The organism is Mycobacterium sp. (genome assembly GCF_965277065.1).
Taxonomy (GTDB): domain Bacteria; phylum Actinomycetota; class Actinomycetes; order Mycobacteriales; family Mycobacteriaceae; genus Mycobacterium.
This window is the reverse complement of record NZ_CBDIBT010000018.1, coordinates 274,783-296,512: the sequence shown is the minus strand read 5'-3', so window position 1 is coordinate 296,512 and position 21,730 is coordinate 274,783. Positions and strand designations below refer to the sequence as shown.

At 64.9% G+C, this 21,730-nt stretch carries 6 protein-coding genes; 4 read left to right on the top strand and 2 right to left on the bottom strand.

Annotated features, from left to right (window positions below; all coding sequences use genetic code 11):
- Positions 1-5: 5 nt before the first annotated feature.
- A complete protein-coding gene (locus tag ACQY5A_RS12850) occupies positions 6-1,349 on the top strand; it encodes a HAMP domain-containing sensor histidine kinase (protein ID WP_428340740.1) in 1,344 nt (447 codons plus the stop codon).
- An 85-nt stretch (positions 1,350-1,434) separates the two neighbouring features.
- On the opposite strand, the gene ACQY5A_RS12845 is transcribed toward ACQY5A_RS12850, so the two are convergent.
- Positions 1,435-1,797 (bottom strand): FKBP-type peptidyl-prolyl cis-trans isomerase, encoded by a 363-nt coding sequence (locus tag ACQY5A_RS12845; protein WP_428340739.1) that lies wholly within the window; start codon positions 1,795-1,797, stop codon positions 1,435-1,437.
- A 41-nt stretch (positions 1,798-1,838) separates the two neighbouring features.
- Here ACQY5A_RS12845 and ACQY5A_RS12840 point away from each other — a divergent pair, with 41 nt between their 5' ends.
- Together ACQY5A_RS12840 and ACQY5A_RS12835 are read left to right on the top strand one after the other, a co-directional pair.
- On the top strand, positions 1,839-2,087 hold the full coding sequence (locus tag ACQY5A_RS12840; protein ID WP_428340738.1) for a DUF2630 family protein: 249 nt from the start codon (positions 1,839-1,841) through the stop codon (positions 2,085-2,087).
- A 2-nt stretch (positions 2,088-2,089) separates the two neighbouring features.
- A complete protein-coding gene (locus ACQY5A_RS12835; RefSeq protein WP_428340737.1) occupies positions 2,090-3,628 on the top strand; it encodes a phytoene desaturase family protein in 1,539 nt (512 codons plus the stop codon).
- Positions 3,629-3,687: 59 nt separating this feature from the next.
- Here ACQY5A_RS12835 and ACQY5A_RS12830 read toward each other — a convergent pair whose 3' ends face one another.
- Complete coding sequence (locus ACQY5A_RS12830; protein ID WP_428340736.1) at positions 3,688-4,983, bottom strand: citrate synthase; 1,296 nt, start codon at positions 4,981-4,983, stop codon at positions 3,688-3,690.
- A gap of 213 nt (positions 4,984-5,196) precedes the next feature.
- On the opposite strand from ACQY5A_RS12830, the gene ACQY5A_RS12825 reads away from it, so the two are divergent.
- Complete coding sequence (locus tag ACQY5A_RS12825; RefSeq protein WP_428341496.1) at positions 5,197-21,564, top strand: BTAD domain-containing putative transcriptional regulator; 16,368 nt, start codon at positions 5,197-5,199, stop codon at positions 21,562-21,564.
- The last annotated feature ends 166 nt before the right edge of the window (positions 21,565-21,730 follow it).

The following is a 21,730-nucleotide window of genomic DNA, read 5'->3' as shown; positions in this document are numbered from 1 at the left end:
CTGAAATGAATTTTCTGTCGAGAATCTTGACCCGCACGCCGTCGCTGCGCGCCCGCGTGGTCGTCGCCACCGTCATCGGCGCGGCCATCCCGGTGCTGATCGTCGGCGTCGTCGTCTGGTTCGGCATCACCAACGACCGCAAGGAACGGCTGGACCGCCGTCTCGACGAGGCCGCCGGTTTCGCGATCCCGTTCCTGCCCCGCGGGCTCGGCCAGATCCCCAAGTCCCCCAATGATCAGGACGCGGTCATCACGGTGCGCCACGTCAACGGCGCGGTCACGTCGAACACCACCGTGACGCTGCCCCAGTTGCCGGCCGGCTACGCCGACACCTACATCAACGGGGTGCGTTACCGGGTGCGCACGGTGAACATCCCGGAGCCGCACCCGATGTTGGTGGAGGTCGGCGCCACCTATGACGCCACCATCGCCGACACCAACAATCTGCATCGCCGGGTGATCTTGATCTGTCTGTTCTCGATCGGCGCGGCGGCCGTATTCGCCTGGGTGCTGGCCACTTTCGCGGTTCGGCCGTTCAAACGGCTGGCTCAGCAGACCCGGGCGATCGACGCCGGCGACGAAAGCCCGCAGATCAAAGTCCGCGGGGCGAGCGAGGCCGTCGAGATCGCCGAAGCCCTTCGGGGCATGCTGCAACGAATCTGGGACGAGCAGAACCGGACGATGGAAGCCTTGGCGTCGGCGCGCGACTTCGCCGCGGTGTCCTCGCATGAGCTGCGCACACCGCTGACCGCGATGCGCACCAACCTCGAGGTGCTGGCCACCCTCGACCTTCCCGACGAGCAGCGCAAAGAAGTCCTCAGCGACGTGATCCGAACCCAAACACGAATCGAGGCAACGCTTTCCGCGCTCGAACGGCTGGCCCAAGGAGAGCTGTCGACGTCCGAGGACCACGTGCCCGTCGACATCACCGAGTTGCTCGACCGCGCGGCGCACGAGGCCATGCGCATCTACCCCGAGCTCGACGTGTCGCTGGCGCCGTCGCCGACCTGCATCATCGTCGGGCTGCCCGCCGGGCTTCGGCTCGCGGTGGACAACGCGATCGCCAACGCCGTCAAGCACGGCGGCGCTACCAGCGTGCAGCTGTCCGCGGTCAGCTCGCGGGCCGGCGTCGAGATCTGCGTCGACGACAACGGCAGCGGTCTGCCCGAAGCAGAGCGCGACGTCGTCTTCGAGCGGTTCTCCCGCGGCTCGACCGCGTCGCACTCGGGCTCCGGACTCGGCCTGGCATTGGTGGCTCAGCAGGCGCACCTGCACGGCGGGCTGGCGTCGCTGGAAGAAAGCCCGCTCGGCGGTGCACGCCTGCTGTTGCAGTTGCCTCCGCCGAGCTGATCCGCTCCCTCTTCAGGCGCCGAGCGTGAAAATCACGACGGCCGCCCGGCGTGTCGTGTCGGGAGGTTCACGCTCGACGAGTCGCTCAGCGGGTGCTGAGCAGATCGATGACGAAGATCAGCGTTTTGCCCGACAGCTGATGCCCCGAGCCGGCCGGCCCGTAGGCCTGCTCCGGCGGAATGGTCAGCTGACGCCTGCCGCCGACCTTCATCCCCGGAATGCCGTCCTGCCAGCCCTGAATGAGGCCCTGCAGCGGGAACGAGATGGATTGGCCACGGCCCCACGAGCTGTCGAACTCCTCGCCGGAGTCATAGTCGACCCCGACGTAGTGCACCTCGACGGTGCCGCCCGGCACAGCTTCGGGTCCATCGCCGACCGTGAGGTCTTCGACCACGAGTTGAGCCGGCGCGGGGCCGTCGGGAAACTGAATCTCAGGTTTGCTTGACACGCAAGCGACCCTAGTCGACCCCGGTCGGGCACACTTGACCCGTGACAACCGACAAGGACGCGCTGTCCCGGATCAACGAGCTCGTCGCCGAGGAGAAGGCGCTGCGCGACCAACTCCAACACGGCGAGATCAGCGAGTCCGAGGAACACCAGCGGCTGCGCCACCTGGAGATCCAACTCGACCAGTGCTGGGATCTGCTGCGGCAGCGGCGAGCCCTGCGTGAGACGGGTGGCGACCCGAGCGACGCCGCGGTGCGGCCGGCCGACGAGGTCGAGGGCTACCTGGGCTGAGGATGCCTTCGCGTGACGTCGACGCGGTCATCGTGGGCGGCGGCCACAACGGTCTGGTCGCCGCCGCCTATCTGGCCCGCGCCGGGTTGCGGGTGCAACTGCTGGAACGGCTGTCCCACGTCGGCGGTGCGGCGGTGTCCGCGCAGGTATTCGACGGCGTCGGGGCTCAACTGTCTCGGTACGCGTATCTGGTGAGCCTGCTGCCGCCGCGCATCCTCGACGACCTCGGCGCGACGGTGCGACTTGCGCCGCGGCCCTATTCGTCGTACACCCCCGACCCGATGACGGCCGGGCGCACCGGCCTGCTGGTGGGCCGCCACTCCACGTTCGACGCGGTCGGCGCCCAGCGCGACGAACAGGCCTTCGCCGAGTTCTATCGGCGTTGCCGGTTGGTCACCGAGCGACTGTGGCCGACGGTGTTGGAGCCGCTGCGCACCCGCGCGCTGGCCCGCGCCGCGGTCGTCAGCGGGGACGCCGAGGCGGATGCGGCCTGGCGGGCCATGGTCGACGAGCCGATCGGCGCGGCGATCACAGCCACGCTGAGCCACGACCTGGTTCGTGGTGTGGTCGCCACCGACGCGCTGATCGGGACCTTCGCCCGACTCGACGATCCGTCGCTGCAGCAGAACGTCTGCTTTTTGTATCACCTGCTCGGCGGCGGGGTTGGCGACTGGCTCGTGCCGGTCGGCGGGATGGGCGCGGTGAGCGCGGCGCTGTCCGCTGCCGCAACCGGGCACGGCGCTGAAATCGTCACCGGTGCAGAGGTTTACCAAATCGATGACAGCGGCGCGGTGCGTTACCGCCGGCGCGACGACGACCATGTGGTGCGCGGCCGGTTCGTGTTGTCCGGCGTCACGCCGACGACACTGGCCGGCCTACTGGGCGATCCCGCACCGGGGTCCGCGCCGGGGGCTCAGGTCAAAGTCAACATGGTGCTGCGGCGATTGCCGCGACTGCGCGACGACAACGTCACACCCGAGCAGGCTTTCGGCGGCACGTTTCATGTCAACGAGACCTGGACGCAGCTGGACGTGGCGTACGACCGGGCCGCCAAACATGTTCTGCCGGAACCGCTTCCGTGCGAGATCTACTGCCATTCGCTGACTGACCCCAGCATCCTGTCGCCGGCGCTGCGCGAATCGGGCGCGGCCACGTTGACGGTTTTCGGTCTGCACACCCCGCACCAAATGTTCGAGCGGGACGAGCTCACCGACGCCGTCCTCGGATCGCTGAATTCCGTTCTGGCCGAACCGATTCAAGACGTCATGCTGGTCGATTCGAACGGACGGCCCTGCATCGAGACGACGACCACCCTGGATTTGGAACAGCGGCTGGGCATGACCGGCGGCAACATCTTCCACGGCGGACTGAGCTGGCCGTTCGCCGAAGCCGACGACGCGTTGGACACCCCGGCGCGGCGGTGGGGGGTGGCCACCGCGCGCGAACGGATACTGCTGTGCGGCTCAGGTGCGCGCCGCGGCGGAGCGGTCTCGGGTATCGCAGGTCACAACGCCGCGATGGCGGTTTTGCAATCCCGGTAGAGCGCTACTCGCTAGATGGTAGCGACCCGCTTCGCCCGGCTACGCCGCGCTCGCGATCGCTACTTCCGGCCGTCGATAGCGGCGTAGTTGCGCTCGGTGTAGCCGGTGTAGATCTGGCGTGGGCGACCGATCTTGCTGGGCTCGCCGTTCATCTCGCGCCAGTGCGCGATCCAGCCGGGCAGCCGGCCGAGCGCGAACAGCACGGTGAACATCCGGGTCGGGAATCCCAGCGCCCGGTAGATCAGCCCGGTGTAGAAGTCGACGTTCGGGTACAGCTTTCGCTCGATGAAGTAGTCGTCGGTCAGCGCAGCTTCTTCGAGTTCCTTGGCGATGTTCAGTAGAGCGTCGTCGCCGCCCAGCTTGCCCAGGATCTTGTCGGCCTGTTCCTTGACGATGCGGGCCCGCGGGTCGTAGTTCTTGTAGACGCGATGGCCGAAGCCCATCAGCTTGACGCCTTCTTCTTTATTCTTGACCTTGCGGACGAACTCGCTGACGTCGTCGCCGCTGTCCCGGATCTGCTCGAGCATCTCCAGAACGGCTTGGTTCGCGCCGCCGTGCAGCGGACCCCAGAGCGCGTTGATGCCGCCGGAGATCGAGGTGAACAGGTTGGCCTGCGACGAGCCGACCAGCCGGACCGTCGACGTCGAACAGTTCTGCTCGTGGTCGGCGTGCAGGATGAACAACAGGTCGAGCGCCCGGACGATCTCGGGGTCGGGCTCGTAGGGTTCGGCCGGCAGGCCGAACGTCATTCGCAGGAAGTTCTCCACCAGGTTCAGACTGTTGTCCGGGTAGAGGAACGGCTGACCCACCGACTTCTTGTAGGCGTAGGCGGCGATCGTCGGCAACTTGGCCAGCAGCCGGATGGTCGACAGGTCGATTTCTTGGGTGTCGGCCGGGTCGAGCGAATCCGGGTAGTAGGCGCTCAGCGCGTTGACCACACTGGACAGCACCGGCATCGGGTGGGCGTTGCGGGGGAAGCCGTCATAGAACCGCTTCAGGTCCTCGTGCAGCATGGTGTGCCGCTGGATCTGCTCGGTGAACTCCGCCAGCTGCTCGGCGGTCGGCAGTTCGCCGTTGATCAGCAGATAGCTGACCTCGATGAAGGTCGACTTCTCGGCGAGCTGCTCGATCGGGTAGCCGCGGTAGCGCAGGATGCCGGCGTCGCCGTCGATGTAGGTGATGGCGCTCTTGGTGGACGCCGTGTTGACGAAGCCGTTGTCGAAGGTCGTGTAACCGGTCTTGGATAACAGCGGGCCGAGCGCGATGCCGTCGGCCCCTTCGGTGGCGTGGACGATTTCCAGGTCCAACTCACCACCCGGGTATTGCAGAGTGGCGGAATCGTCGGTTGCGGCCACGGGAACCCCTTTGCGGTCTCGGCTGATCTGGCCCTACAAGCTTGCTACAGGTGAAGGTAGTCGCTATCGGGGCGGCGCGCCTGCCCGGGGTCGGGTCTGCCGAAGTTGGGGCTCGCCCTGGCGAAAACGGGCCCGCTCGTCGGCCTTTACTCGATCTTGACCTGGTGTTGAATACCCACCCGGACGATCAGGAATGTGACTAATCTTCAAGCCGTGGAACTGGGGGTTTTGGGACCTCTGCAGGTCCGACACGGCGGAGCACCCGTCGCGATCCCGGGTGCCAAACCTCGCGCCCTCCTCACGATGCTCGGGCTACACCAGGGCTCGGTCCTCTCGGCCGACGTGCTCGTCGAATTGCTCTGGGGTGAGGATCCGCCACGCACCGCCGCCAAAGCCCTGCAAACTCACATTTCCGCGCTGCGCCGCGCCCTGGGCGACGGCTTCGTGCTGACGCAAGGTACGGGCTGGGCCATCGCCGAGAGCGAGGTAGATGCGTCGCGCTATAAATCAGCCGCCCGACTCGCACGCGACGCCGCAGCGACCGGCGACGCGAGCCAAGCGGTGGCTCGCTTCGAAGAAGCGCTCGCCCTCTGGCGGGGTATCCCGGAATTGCCCGACAGCAGGCGGGGAGCATCCGAAAAGACACGATGGATCGAGGGTCACGCCGCGCTGGTTGAGGATCGAGCCGATGCACTGCTCGCGACGGCCCGTGCCGCGGAGATCATCGGCGAGCTCGAGGCGGCGGTGGCCGACGCGCCGCTGCGCGAGAGGCGATGGGGCCAGCTCATGCTCGCCCTCTACCGCGCCGGCCGGCAAGGGGACGCTCTTGGCGCCTACCAACGGGCACGGACAATGCTGGCCGACGAGTTGGGCATCGATCCCGGGTCGGAACTCCGACGACTCGAGGCCGCCATCGTCGCACAAGATGCCTCGCTCGATGTTGTTGTAGCACAGCAACATCCGTCGGTGATGCGCGCAGTGACCTTTTTACTCACAGACATCGAGGGATCGACCGCCGCCTGGGAAGCGGACGCGAAAGCTATGGCAGTGGCCCTTGCCCGACACGACGAACTCGCGGAACAAGTGGTCACGTCGCGGGGAGGGCGGCTGATCAAGACCCGCGGCGAGGGCGATGCCACGTTCTCCGTCTTCGAGCGGCCGTCGGCGGCGGCCGCGGCCGCGATGGAGCTACAAGACGCAATCACCCGGGAGCACTGGAAGCTCCGCGAGCCGATACGTATCCGAATTGCACTGCACACCGGCGAAGTCGAGCTCCGCGACGGCGACTACTTCGGTCGGGCGGTCAACCGCGCTGCCCGCCTGAAATCGCTGGCTGCAGGCGGTCAAATATTGTGCTCTGGTGCGACGGCGGAACTCGTCGTCGATGCACTGCCCGACGACGTTGTCCTCGCCGACCTGGGTTTGCGCGAACTGCGCAACCTCGCCCGCCCGGAGCATGTCTTCGAGCTCCGGCTGGAGACCGCTGCGGAAGATGCCCAACCGCCGACACCCGATGTGCCGCCGATGGATCGGCCCGCAATCCCTCCGGTTCTGATCGGTAGCGGGCCTTTCGTCGGGCGCGGAAGCGAGCTCGAGCGGCTTTTGTCTGCCTGGCAGACCTCGCTTGGCGGTGGTGCGTGCGCCGCCCTGATCGCGGGCGAACCGGGTGTCGGCAAGACGCGCCTGGCCGGCGAGTGGTCCCGGCAGGCCTACGACCAGGGCGCCGTCGTGCTCTACGGCCGTTGCGACGAGGACCTCGGTGCGCCCTATCAACCCTTCGCGGAAGCCCTGCGTTCGTTGGTGCCATGTGTCGGCATGCGTCGGTTACGCGGACTGCGCGGCGTCGAAGCCTTGCTCCCGCTCGTTCCTGGCCTCGTCGACGAAGTGCCCGATCTGGCCGCGCCGACGCGCGCCGACCCGGACACCGAGCGCTATGCACTGTTCGACGCCGTCGTCGCACTCTTGGAACTGGCTTCCGCCGCGGCGCCGGTTGTCCTGGTACTCGACGACCTGCACTGGGCGGCTAAGCCAACGCTGCTTCTGTTGCGACATGTGCTGCGTTTCGGCGACCGCGCGCGTGTGCAGATCGTCGGCACCTACCGCAGCACTGATCTCGACCGGTCCCATCCGCTGGCGGCGATGCTGGCCGATCTGCATCGCAGCGACGTTTCTGGCACCGCCAACCGCATCAGTCTCGGCGGCCTCGATGAGGACGACGTCAGCGCGTACGTCGCCGAAGCCGGCTACGACGACGAAGAGCTCGGTCACGCGTTGGCCTCTGTCACCGGCGGCAACCCGTTCTTTCTCATCGAGGCGCTGCGCCATGTCGACGAGAGCGGCGGCGTGTGGGACCCGAGCACCCTGCCGCAGGGCGTGCGAGAAGCCGTGAGCCGCAGACTATCTCGGCTGCCGGTCGAGACCAACAAGGCCCTTGCGGCGGCCGCGGTCGTCGGCAGCCGGTTCGCCCTGGACCTGGTCGAGCGCGTGGTCGGGGACGACCTGGTCGACGCGTTCGACGAAGCGTCCAAAGCCGGGATCGTCATCGAAGAGCCCGGTGGTAGCTATCGGTTCAACCATGCGATCGTCCGACAGTCACTGCTTGCCGAACTGCCGTCGATGCGGCGGATGCGGTTGCACCAGCGCATCGCCACGACGCTGGAGGACCGGCCCGGCGCCGACGACGAGCTGCTCGCTGAACTGGCCCACCACTATTTCGAATGTGCGTGGGCGGGAAACGCGGCCAAGGCCGTCGAATATTGCCGGCGTGCGGCAGACCAAGCCATGGCCCGGCTCGCCTACGAAGGTGCCGCCGAACTCTACGACCACGCCCTGCACGCGCTGGACGAGATCGACGACGAGCTGCCCGACCGTGACGACCAGAACGCCGACCTACTCGTCGCGCGCTGCGAGGCGCTGCTCGCCGCGGGTGATGTGGCTTCGGCAGCAGGTGCGGTCACCCAATTGCAGCGGGCGACAATTGATTCCGCTCGCTTATCGGCGTGGGCGACATGCTTCGACGGCCAGCTCTCGGTATTGGTTCATCCCGAGCGGTTGGACGACGTGGAAGCCGCGTTGGGTGGCGCTGCCCGGAAATTGGCCGAAATAGACGATGCTGCAGGGGAAGCCAAGGCACACACCGTCCGTGCCACCTGCCTCGCGCGGCTCGGGCGAATCGGCGACTGCGAAGTCGCCTTGGACGACGCTCTCACGGCGGCACGGCGTGCGCGTGATCACCGGCGGGTGAATGCGGTGCTGGCCGGCGCCCCGCTTGCGGCGTTGTGGGGGCCGAACCCGGTTCCGCGCGCGGGCGGACGATGCCTTGACGTGGTGCGGCTGCTGCGGATCACTACCGACTCGCCGGCGGTCGAAGCGACGTCGACGCGGTGCCAGGCCGTGTTGGAGGCATTCCGCGGCCGCGATGCGGCAGCCCGACGGATGATCGACTCGGCCCGAAGGACGGTCACCGAACTCGGTCTGCGCCACGCGCTTTTGGAGGTCGAGCAGTTCGCCGGAATCGTGGAGCTCGTTTTGGGCGATCCGGCCGCTGCCGAGTCGCATCTGCGTCAGGCCTGCAACGGATTTCGCCGGATGGGCCTGGACGCGGATACCGCCGAGACCGCTGCTTTACTCGGTCGCGCGTGTCTGGCACTCAATCGGGATGACGATGCCGGCGAATTATGCGCCGAGAGTGAGCGACTGGCGGGCCACGCGCTGAAGGCATCGATCGCCTGGCGCACCCTTCGGGCGCAGTTGCTCTCGCGCAGCGGCGATCACGGGGAGGCTCGACGGGTCGCCGACGCGGCGGTGGCGCTGGCCGAGCGGACCGACGGGTTGGTCGATCACGGCGATGCCTGTCTGACGCTGGCAAGGGTGTTAGGCGCGGCCGGCGACGCCGCTGGAGCGCGAGCAGCCGGCGAGCACGCAGCGGAGCTGTATGAGCGGAAAGGGGCTGCGGCGCTGGCTGATAAGGCGCGGGGCATGCTCGACGAGCCCGACATCCCCTCTGCCCCTGCGCCACTCGAAGCGCCGAGCGTCGAGCCGATCAACGCCTGCGTACAGATGGGCAAAAAGTTGGTCGCTGCTGTCCATCGTGAGGCCTGGGACGAAGTGGTGCAGCTGTTCGCCCCGTACGTTTCTATCGAGAGTCACCGAAAGATCGTCGGTTTTCCGCGGACCACCCTCCCATCTGGCGAGTGGCCAGATGGGATGCGACGTTTTCTGCGCTCGGGCATGGTGCGATACCACCCCGAGGGCGTCGCGGTGCGCGGGGAGCGTCTCGCCGTCATGCGACTCAAAGTTGGCACGGCTGATACCAGCCCGGGAGCGCCGCAGGACGACATGGTCCAGCTAGTCGGCCTCGACGAGGAGGGTCGCATCGAGCTGGAAGTTTCATACGACATCGAAGACGTCGACGCCGCGCTCGCCGAACTCGACGCCCTGCACGCCCGGCTTGAGGAACCATCCCGAGCGCCACTCGAGAACGCGGCAATTCGCGTGTACAGACGCCTCCACACGTACCTCGCAGCGTGCGACTGGCACGCGATGGCGGCGATGCTCGCCGATGACAGTTTGATGGACGATCGTCGTCGGGTCTTGGGTGCCGGAGGCCGTCGCGGTCGGGATGCCACGATGGCCTCATGGCGGTCGATCGCCGAGATCGGAGCAATGGACGTCACATCAGTGGCCATTGGGACCCGCGGGACGCGCCTCACGTTGTGTCGTACTAGGGGCAGGACGAGCGATGCGTTCGACGATGAGGCGTTCCAGATCGTCGAAATCGACGCCGACGAGCGGATGGTTGCACTGGTCACGTTCGACCTTGAGGACTTCCCGGCCGCCATCGCCGAGCTCGACGCGCGGTACCTCGCCGGCGAAGCGGCAGCCCACGCACGCACGTGGTCGGTCGTGGCGGGTAGTTACGCCGCGCTCAACCGGCGCGAGATGGCGCCCACGACGCCGGGCTTCGCGAGCATCGACCACCGCCAGGGGACAAGGTTCGCGCCCGGTGACCTAATCGCATATATCCGTGCCACCTGGGATCTTGCACAAGACGGCAGTACCTACGTCGAAGCTGTGCATCGACTGAATGATCTCGGAGCGGTCGTCACTCATGTGACGCATGGAAGCTCGCAAGAGGGCTTCGACGCCGAGTGGCGGGAAGTCTTCCTCATCACGACCGAAGGCGACCTACTCAGCCGCTGCGAACTCTTCGACGAGGATGACCTCGACGCCGCGATCGCGACGTTCGACGAACTCAACCGACCGGCACCGCGGCTGGAAAACGCAGCAAGCCAAGCGATCGAGCGCTACTCAGCGCACTTTGCAGCACGCGACTGGGATGCGCTCGCGAAGCTATTGGCCGACGATATCTCGGTCGACGATCGCCGGCCGGTCGTAAACGCAGGGACCCGACACGGTCGAGATGCCGAGATCGCAAACCTGCGGGCGACCGCCGACGCCGGATTCATGTACATAACGTCCGTCATCATCGCGGCCCGTGGGGAGCGCCTCATCCTCACACGCACCGCGGGCCACGATCGCGGGTCCGAGGAATTCCTGTCGGATGCGCTGGGCATCCTCGAAATCAACTCTCACAATCAAATCGCAGCGATCGTCATTTTCGACCTCGACGACTTCGATGCCGCCATCGCAGAACTCGACGCCCGATACCTCGCCGGCGAAGCCGCCGCCTACGCGCACACGTGGTCCGTCGTCGCAGCTGGTTATGCCGGTTTCAACCGGCGCGAACTTCTCGCGACTACGCCAGATTGGGTGAGCATTGACCACCGTCGCGGAGCAGCTTTCGCCCCCGGCGACATGACAGCCTACATCCAAGCCGCATGGGACGACTCGCCTGACACCAAGATCTACATCGGGGCGGTGCATCGGCTCAGCAAGATCGGAGCGGTCGTCAGCCATGTAGCGCATGGGATCTCACAAGAGGGCTTCGACGCCGAGTGGCGGGATGTCCACGTGCTGGCGGTGGAAGGCGAAACGTTCAGCCGCTCCGAGCTATTCGACGAGGCAGACCTCGACGCCGCGATCGCGAGGTTCGACGAGCTCAGCCAACCGGCACGCCGGCTGGAAAACTCCGCAAGCCGGGCGAATGAGCGCAGCCACGCTTATTTCGCGGCCCGCGACTGGGACGCAATAGCGGAAATAATCGCGGATGACATCTCCACCGACGATCGCCGTCGGGTGGTGAATGCAGGCCTGCTACGGGGCCGGGACGCGTCGATCGAGAGTTTCCGATGGGCCGCCGACCTCGGTGTCACGCACGCCGCGTCAGACCCTATTGCAACCCGCGGAGAACGCCTCGTCCTAGCTCGTACCCGATATTCGCACAGCGACAACCACCCTCAGCCGTTCGACGTTGATCTCCTAAACATTGTCGAGATCAACGCCGACGGGCGGATCGGGGCAGTCGTCATCTTCGACCTTGAAGACTTCGACGCCGCGATTGCGGAGCTCGAATCCCGTTATATCGCCGGCGAAGCAGGCGCGTACGCGCACACATGGTCGGTGATCACGCAGGGCTTTGCCACGCTCAATCGGTGCGAACTGCCTGAGAGGACACCAGATTGGGTGAACATCGACCACCGGCGAGGGACATCGATCGCACCCGGCGAAATGCCTGCGTTACTCGACGCCGCGTGGAACGTCACGTCTGACCTGAGCAACTTTATCGAGGCGGTACATCGGCTCGACAACCTCGGAGCGGTCATCACCCATGTGGCGAATGAGACCTCGCGAGAGGGTTTCCACGCCGAGTGGCGGGTCACCAGCCTTCTGGCGCTAGATGGCGACTTGGTCAGCCGCTGCGAGGTGTTCGACGAGGTCGACGTCGACGCCGCGCTCGCGCGCTTCGAACAGCTCAGCCGACCAGCACGGCGATTGGAAAACGCGGCAAGCCAAGTGTACGAGCGCTTCCTCGCGTACTTCGCAGCCCGCGACTGGACTGCCATGCCCGCCATGTTGGCCGACGACTCTTGCAGCGACGACCGTCGTCGGGGGGTGAATGCCGGCCTGCACAGCGGAGACGCCGCGATCGAAACTTTGCGGGCCGTCGCCGACCTCGGGGTCACGCACGCGACGACAGACATTGTTGCGATCCGTGGCGAACGCCTCGCCCTTACCATCGCCCGATTCTCGCGTGGCCGTGAAGAACCAGAAGCTTTCTACGCCGATCTCCTGCAGCTAGTCGAAGTCGACGCCGACCAGCGGATCACGGTGGTCGTCGCGTGGGATCTCGACCATTTCGACGCTGCGTTCGCCGAGCTCGAAGCCCGATACCTCGCAGGCGAAGCCGCACCCCACGCGCGCACCTGGTCTGCCATCAGCGGTGTCTTCGCTGCGCTGAAACGGCGCGAGCTACCCTCAACCACAACGGAGTTCGTCGACATCGATCACCGCAAGGGGGCAGCTTTTGCGGCCGGTGAGCTGATGCAATACCTGCGTGCGGGCTGGGAAGTCAACCAAGACGTCAGACCCTATGTCGAGGTCGTGCACCGGCTGACCAACCTCGGAGCTGTCATCAACCATGCCGCGCAGTTGACCTCGCGGGAGGGCTTCGAGGCTGAGTGGCGGACGATCGACATCATGACGGTCGATGGCGACCTGATCAACCGTTGCGAGCTGTTCGATGAGACAGACCTCGGCGCCGCACTCGCAAAGTTCGAACAGCTCAGCCGACCGGCACCGCACCTGGAAAACACGGCAAGCCAAGTGGATAAGCGCTTTCAGGCGTGCTTCGCCGCCCGCGACTGGGACGTAATGGCTGGAATGCTGTCCGAGGGCTTTTCCGTTGAAGATCGGCGTCGAGTCGTCAACGCGGGGAACCTGCAGGGTCGAGATGCCGAACTCACCGTGCATGCATACGCCGCTGTCGGATCCGAGAATGTGACGTCAAAGGTCATTGCGACACGCGAACAGCGCCTCGTCCTAAGCCATTACGAATTCTCGGGACGTGACCAAGAGACCGACGCGTTCCGCATCGAGATGCTCGTGGTCGTCGAGATCGACGCCGACGAGCGGATGGCGGCGGTCGTCGTGTTCGACGCAGACGACCTCGACGCTGCCATCACCGAACTCGACGTCCGCTACCTCGCCGGCGAAGCAGCCGCCTATGCACAAACCTGGTCGCTCGTCGTGGCGGCCTACGCCGCGTTCGACCGGCACGAACTTCCGGCGGCGGACTGGGTAACCATCGACCACCGGCGAGCTACGCCGTTCGCGTCCAGCACCATGACCGAGTCCCTCCGCGCGATGTGGGACCTCACCCCAGACCTCAAGGTCCACATCGAGATAGTCCATCAGCTCACGACTTTCGGAGCGGTCGTCTCCCATGCGGGGCATGCGACGTCGCGGGAGGGCTTCGAAGCCGAGTGGCGGGCGATCGACGTCTTGACCATCGACGGCGACCGGATCAACCGCTGCGAAGTCTTCGACGAGGCAGACCTCGACGCCGCGCTCGCAAAGTTCGAACAGCTCAGCCAGCCGGCGCGGCGACTGGGAAACGCGGCGAGCCAAGTCTACGAGCGCTGGCAAACGTGCCTCGCGGCGCGCAACTGGGACGCGATAACAGAGATCCTGGCGGCCGACGTCTCCACCGACGATCACCGTCGGGTAGTGAATGCCGGCATCCGACAAGGTCGGGACGCGGTGATGGCCGAAAATTACGGACTCGTCGAGTTCATCAAGACCATCACCTCAGAAATCATCGCCATCCGTGGCGAGCGCCTCCTCCTAAGCTGTGACCGGACTGAGGGTTACGCGGAATTCGGCGCCGATTTACTGAACGTGGTCGAGATCGACGCGGACGAGCGTATCAAGGCTTCCGTTCTGTTCGACGGCGACGACTTCGAGGCCGCCATCGCCGAGCTTGATGCCCGATACCTCGCCGGTGAAGCTGCCGCCCACGCGCGCACGTGGTCGGTCATGGCACGGACGTACGCTGCAACGAACAGGCAACAACTCCAACTGACACCGGACTGCGTGAGCATCGATCACCGACGAGCGAGAGCGTTCGCACCCGGTGAATTGACCGCATACATGCACGCCACGTGGGACCTCGCGCCGAATGTCCGGGGCTACGTTGAGGCCGTTCATCGGCTGAATAACGTCGGTTCCGTCTTCACCCATGTGGTGAGAGGAACCTCGAAAGAGGGCTTCGACGCCGAATGGCGGGAAGTCATCCTGGCCACATTCGAAGGCGACTCGATCAACCGCGGCGAGCTTTTCGACGAGGCAGACCTCGACGCCGCGCTCGCTCGATTCGAAGAACTGCATCCACAGGCGCGGCGGCTGCACAACGCGGCAAGCCAGATCTACGAGCGCCTGCATGCGTGCTTTGCGGACCGCGACTGGGACGCCATGGCCGAAACACTGGGCAACAACGCTTTTCACGACGATCGCCGGCAGGTGGTGGGCGCGGGACTCCGAGCGGGGCCCGATGCCGTGATCGCCGAGATGGCGGCACTCGCCGAGATCGGTGTCAAGCGCATTACTTTCGACCCCATTGCGACCCGCGGCAGGGACCTTATGCTGAGTCGTTCGCGCGCCTCGGGCCGCGACGAGCGACCCGATGCGTTCCGCACCGATGTCCTCAATATCGTCGAGATCGACGCCCACAAGCGGTTCATCGCGCTCGTCACCTTCGACCCCGACGACTTCGAGGCCGCCATCGCCGAGCTCGACGCTCGATACCTCGCCGGTGAAGCTTCCGCTCAGGCGCAGACTTGGTCGGCAGTCGCGGGCTTCTACGCAGCGCTTAATCGACACGAAATCCTTGCCGCGCCTGACTGGGTGAACGTCGACCACCGCCGAGCTACCACGGTTGCATCTGGTGACATGGCCGAGAGTATCCGCGCTACGTGGGAGGTCGCACCAAACATCACCCGCTCAGTCGAGGCCGTGCACCGGTTGAACAACGTCGGCGCGGTCGTCACCCATACCGCAGCCGGGACGTCACGCGAGGGCTTTGACGCCGAGTGGCGGCTGATCGCACTTCTAACGTTCACCGGCGACCTGATCAGCCGGTGTGAGCTATTCGACGAGGCAGACCTCGACGCCGCGCTCGCTCGATTCGAAGAACTGCAACCGCGGGCGCCGCGGCTGGAAAACCTAGCGACGCGGGTGTACGAGCGCATTCAGGCGTGCTTTGCGGCTCGCAATTGGAACGCGATTGCCGAGATATTGGCAGAAGACGTTTCTACCGACGATCGCCGGCGAGTCGTGGGCGGCGGGATACGAGACGGTCGGGATGCCGTCATCGTCGAAATCTCGGCACTCGCCGAGCTCGGCGTCAAGAACTTCACGGCAGAGGTTATTGCGACCCGGGGATCGCACCTCGCCCTCAGCCGCGTCTGCTCGTGGGGCCGCGACCAGCGGCCCGAGGAGTTCGCTACCGAGGTCCTAGACATCATCGAGATCGACGCCGACGAGCGGATCGCGGCACGCGTCGCGTTCGACGTCGAAGATTTCGAGGCCGCCATCAAAGAACTCGATGCCCGATACATCGCCGGCGAAGCATCTGCCCACCCGAACACCTGGTCCCTGATCGCGCGCGCGTTCGCCGCGATCAACCGACACGAATTCCCTGAGCTGACCCCGGACTGGGCCAACATCGACCACCGACGCGGAGCAGCGTTCGCAACTGGCGACATGACCAACTACATCCGCGACTTGTGGGACGACGCACCGGACATCAATGTCTACGTCGAGGCGGTGCATTGCCTGACCCACCGCGGGGCCGTCATCAGCCAGGCGGCGCATGGGACTTCGCAACACGGCTTCGAGGCCGAATGGCGGGAGAATGCGATTTTCACGTTCGACGGCGATCTGCTCAACCGCTGCGAACTTTTCGACGAGGCGGATCTCGACGCCGCGCTCGCCCGCTTCGACGAACTGCGACCGCAGCTGCCACGGGTTGAAAACGCCGCTGGCCGAATAGCCGAGCGATACTTCGCGTGCTTCTCCGCCCGGGACTGGCCCGCGATGGCGGAGCTACTGGCAGTAAACATTGTCGTGGACGATCGCCGTCGAATCGTGAACGCAGGGACTCGACGCGGCCGAGATACGCACATCGCGGACAACCGAGCCGCCGTCGAGGTCGGCGCAGAAACCGTATCTTCGAGCGTCATTGCGACCCGCGGTGAACGTCTTGCCCTCTCTCGTATCCGTTCCGTCAACCGCGGCCTGCTGCCCGGCGAGGTTGGCGCCGAGATGCTCGGCATCGTCGAAATCGACGACGACGAGCGGGCCGCGGCGGCATTCGTGTTCGACGCCGACGACATGGACGCCGCCTTAAAGGAACTCGACGCCCGGTACCTCGCCGGCGAAGCGGCCGCCAACGCGCGTACATGGTCGGTGATAACCGCAGGCTATGCGTCGCTCAACCGACGTGAAATTCCCTCCACGCCACCGAACTTCAAAAATATCGACCATCGCCGCGGGGCATCGTTCGCGCCCGGTGACCTGATCGAATACCTTCATGCCGGGTGGGATCTCGACCAAGACGTCCATCCATACGTCGAGGCCGTGCATCGGCTGAGTGATCTCGGCGCGGTCGTCACTCACGCGGCGTACGGGACCTCGCGTGAGGGCTTCGACGCTGAGTGGCGAGAGGTCAGCCTTTTTACGTCTGACGGCGACATGGTCGACCGGTGCGAGCTATTCGACGAGGCAGACCTCGACGCCGCGCTCGCTCGGTTTGACGAATTACACTCGCATACGCGGCGGTTGGAGAACGCGGCAAGCCAAGTGGAGCAACGCTTCTTGACCTACTTCGCTGCTCGCGACTGGGCCACCTATGCGGAAATACTGTCTGATGACGTTTGCATGGATGATCGTCGTCAGGTCGTGAATGCCGGGATCAGGCGCGGCCGAGACGCCGAGATCGCAAGCATGCGCTCGATCGCCGACGTTGGAGTCACGCGCTTTACGTCAAACGTTATTGCGATCCGCGGCGAGCGCCTCTCCCTTGGCTCCTACTCGGTCTTTGACGGCTGGGGGGGTTCCACAGTGCTATCCGTCTCTGAGATCAACGCCGAAAACCAGATCGTCGCACGCGTGGCGTTCGACCCAGAAGACTTCGACGCCGCCTTCGCGGAACTCGATGCCCGGTACCTCGCCGGAGAGGCGGCGGCTCACGCGCACACGTGGTCGTTGGTGATGCAGGCCCAGGCCGCGTGGAACCGCCACAAGTTTTTCCCAAACACAGAGGACTGGGTGAATATCGATCATCGGCGCGGCAGAGCGTATGAGCAAGGCGGATTGAAGCCTTTCCTGCGTGCCTCGTGGAGCCTCATCCCCGACGCCAAGCTGCACACCGAGACTGTGCATCGGCTGACTATCGCCGGAGTGGTCAGCACAGTGGTGGCGACTGGAACCTCCGCGCAGGGATTCGACGCCGAGTGGCGCGAGATCTGCCTTGTCACATTCGACGGCGACCTCCTCAGCCGGTGTGAGCTGTTCGACGAGGCGGACCTCGACGCCGCACTCGCCCGCTTTGATGAATTACAGCCGCAGGCGCCGCGACTGGAAAACGCGGCAAGTCAAGTGGAGCAACGCTTCTTGACCTACTTCGCGGCGCGCGACTGGGACGCCTACGCGGAAATTCTGTCTGATGACGTTTGCATTGAGGATCGTCGTCACGTCGTGAACGCCGGGGTCAGGCACGGCCGAGAAGCCGAGATCGCGAACGTGCGGGCGCTCGCCGCCATCGGAGTCAGGAGCGCGACGTCAACCGTGATCGCGGTCCGAGGGGGGCGCCTCTTCCTCGGTCGTCTCCTTGTCTGGGGCGGCTGGTCCGATTCAGAAGCGTCTGAGACGCTGTGCGTCCTTGAAATCAACGCCGAAAACCAGATTGTGGCACGCGTTCTGTTCGATGCTGACGACGTCGACGCCGCCTTCACAGAGTTGGATGCTCGATACCTCGCCGGCAAGGCGGCCTCCCACGCGCACATATGGACGGCCATTACGAAGGTCCAAGCCGTGTACAACCGACACGAAGTCCCCGCGACGACGGCGGACTGTGTGAACATCGACCACCGTTCGGGAATAGCGTTCGCGCCGGGTGACGTAACCGCATACATAGGTGCTACGTATGACGTCGCCCCGAACGTCAAGGGGCACCTCGAAGCAGTGCACCGGCTGGGCAGCCGTGGGGTGGTCGTCACAGAAGTAGTTGCTGGGACCTCGCAGGAGGGCTTCGCTTTCGAGTGGCGCGAGGTCGCCCTTTTCGCATTTGAAGGCGACCTGGTCTCCCGATTCGAGCTCTTCGACGAGACGGACCTCGACGCCGCGCTGACCCGCTTTGATGAATTACAGCCGCAGGCGCCGCGACTGGAAAACCGGGCCAGCCGCATGTCCGATCGCTATCTAGAAAAACAGGTGGCCCGCGACTGGGGCGCGATGGCGGAAATGCTGGCCGACGACTTTCAGGCGGACGATCGTCGTCCCGTGGTGGGCGGCGGCGTTCACGGTCGCGATAGCGAGATCGCGAACGCGCGAGCGAGCGCCGACGTCGGCGTCGTAGATATAACGCCAACGGTCATCGCGACCCGCGGCGAGCACCTCGCCCTCAGCCGGTACCGATACTCAATCTGCGATCAAGGGCTAGAGACGTCCGTCGTCGAGATACTGGTCGTCGGCGAAATCAATGCGGAGGGCCGGGCCGTAGCGGCCGTCGCGTTCGATCTGGACGACATCGCCGCCGCCGTCGCAGAGCTCGATGCCCGTTACCTCGCCGGCGAAGCGGCTGCGCACCCAGAAAGTTGGTCAGCCATCACGCAGGCATGTGCGGCGCTGAGCAGACACGAAATGCCGCGTACAGCAAGCAATTTTGTCGATATCGACCATCGGCAGTTTGCAGCGATCTCGCCTGGCGACCTACTTGCGTACGTCCGTGCCGGACTGGAGGACATGGTCGACAACGTCCTCTACGTTGAGGCCGTTCATCGGCTTACCGCTCTCGGGGCGGTCGTCACCCACACGGCGAAGGGAACCTCGCGGGAGGGCTTCGACGCCGAGTGGCAAATGATCGACGTCTTCACCGTCGACGGCGACCTACTCAGCCGCTTCGAAATCTTCGACGAATCAGACCTCGACGCCGCGATCGCGCGCTTTGATGAACTACAGCCGCAGACGCCGCGACTCGAAAACGCGGCAAGCCAAGTCTACGAACGGTTCCAAGCTCATTTCGCCACCAGTGACTGGGACGCGATCGCGGACATGCTGACCGCCGACCTCTACAGCGACGATCGTCGTCCTTTCGTGGGCGGCGGCATCAGAACCGGTCAGGACGCATTGATCGAGGACTTGCGGGCAGTCGCCGACGTCGAGGTCACGCATGCGACATCGGATGCCATAGCCACCCGCGGAGGGCGGCTCGTCCTCGCCCGTGCCCGATACTCGCGCGGCCCTGGGGAACCCGACCCGTTTCACGTCGACTTCCTACAGCTCGTCGAGATCGACACCGACAATCGGATCACAGCTTTTGTAGCGTTCGACACCAACGACATCGACGCTGCCATCGCTGAGCTTGACGCTCGATACCTCGCCGGCGAGGCGGCTGCGTACGCACCCACGTGGTCGGCCATGACGCAGGTCCAAGCCGCGTGGAACCGCCACGAATTACCGCCGGTGACGAAGGACTTGGTCACCACCGATCATCGGCGAGGCAGAGCGTTCACGCCCGGCGACGTGATTCCGTTCTTACGTGCTACTTATGACGTCGCCCCGAGCCTCAAGGGTCACATCGAAGCTGTGCATCGGCTGAGCAACCGTGGGGCGGTCGTTACAGAGGTAATGATCGGAACCTCGCAGGAGGGATTCGACGCAGAGTGGCGCGAGATCGGCCTTTTCGCATTTGACGGCGACCTGGTCTGCCGATTCGAGCTGTTCGACGAGGCAGACCTTGACCACGCGCTCGCCCACTTCGACGAACTACAAACCCAGGCGCCGCGACTGGAAAACGCGGCAAGCCGAGCGCACGCGCGCCTCACGGCATCCGTTGCGGCCCATGACTGGAACGCGCTATCGGAGATTCTGGCCGACGACATCGCAATCGACGATCGCCGTCGGGTCGTGAACTCTGGGGTCGTACACGGTCGTGATGCCGCCATCGCAGATATGGGTGGCGTTATCGAAGTGGGACTTTCGAATATTTCGTCGACCGTCATTGCGACCCGCGGCGATCGTCTCGACCTCTGTCGTACGTGTGTCTCGGGCCAGGATCGGCCTGATGCGTTCCAGGTCGAATTCTTCAGTGTCGTCGAGATCGACGCTGACGACCAGATCGTGGCACGGTTCCTGTTCGACCCCGAGGACTTCGATGCCGCCTTCGCTGAGCTTGACGCGCGATACCTCGCCGGCGAGGCGGCGGCGTACTCGGACGTGTGGACGTTCATTACGAATGCCTACGCCACTCTCAACAGGCACGAGCTACCGCCGAAGACATCGGATTGGGCGACCGTTGACCACAGGGCGCACACAACGTTTGCAGGCGATGGTCTGACCGCGTACTTGCGCGCAGGGTGGGATCTCACCCCGGACATCAAGATGTACATCGAGGCCGTGCCTCGGTTGAGCGAGGCGGGAGCTGTCATCATCCACTCGGCTAACGGGTCGTCGCGAGAGGGTTTCGACGCGGAGTGGCGGATGATTCTACTTTTGACGATCGGAGGCGGCTTGGTCAAGCACGGCGAGCTTTTCGACGAGCAGGATCTCGACGCCGCGATCGCGCGCTTTGATGAACTACAGCCGGAGGCGCCGCGCTTGGAAAACGCGGCGAGCCAAGTGGGAGAGCGCTTCCTGACTCGCTTCGCGGCACGCGACTGGGAGGGCATGGCGGAGCTACTTGACGACGACTACTCCAGTGACGATCGTCGTCGTGTCGTGGGCGCGGGCGTCCGACACGGTCGCGATGCGCAAATTACGGATTTGCGCGCTATCGCCAACCTCTGGATCACGAACCTCAAGATGACCGTCATTGCGACCCGCGGCGAGCGCCTCGTCCTTACGCGCACCACTTTTTCGGGCCGCGATCAAGGGTCCGAGGCTTTTCTCTCGGACGTACTCGACGTCGCGGAGATCAACACCGATGAGCGGTACCTGGCAAATGTCTCATTTGAACTCGACGACCTAGACGCGGCCTTCGAGGAACTCGACGCTCGCTACCTCGCGGGGGAGACGGCCGCGCACTCGCACACGTGGTCGGTTGTCACGCGGTTCAACGCCGCGTTCAACCGGCACGAAATACCCGCGACGGATTGGGTCACCATCGATCACCGCCGACTGATAACCGCCGACGCGCGTGATCAATCCGCATTAATCCGCGAAGTGTGGAAGATGACCCCAGACCTCAGCATCCACATCGAAGCCGTGCATCGACTCAGCAGCGTCGGAGCCGTCGTAACCCGTGAACTGCGCGGGACTTCGCGGGAAGGCTTCGAAGCCGAGTGGCGGATGATTCAACTTCTGACTGTCGAAGGCGATCGAGTAAACCGTTCTGAGCTCTTCGACGAGAGCGACCTCGATGTCGCGCTCGCCCGGTTCGAGGAAATCAGGCAGTTCGGTTGATGCGGACCGGGACTACGCGCGCATCGCTGTCAACGCCATGGCCTGAATCTGCGGCGCCGTCGAGAGGTGAATTCACGACCTCCGCGGAAAGTGCGCGCATGCCGATGTCGGCGTGCTCACCTGGTGATGCATAGGTCGTTCAACGAGTGTCCCCGTCGCGCAACGA

Excerpts from the sequence above, each read along its gene's own strand:
- ACQY5A_RS12850 (WP_428340740.1), top strand. The coding sequence starts at position 6 with ATGAATTTTCTGTCGAGAATCTTGACCCGCACGCCGTCGCTGCGCGCC.
- ACQY5A_RS12835 (WP_428340737.1), top strand. The coding sequence starts at position 2,090 with ATGCCTTCGCGTGACGTCGACGCGGTCATCGTGGGCGGCGGCCACAAC.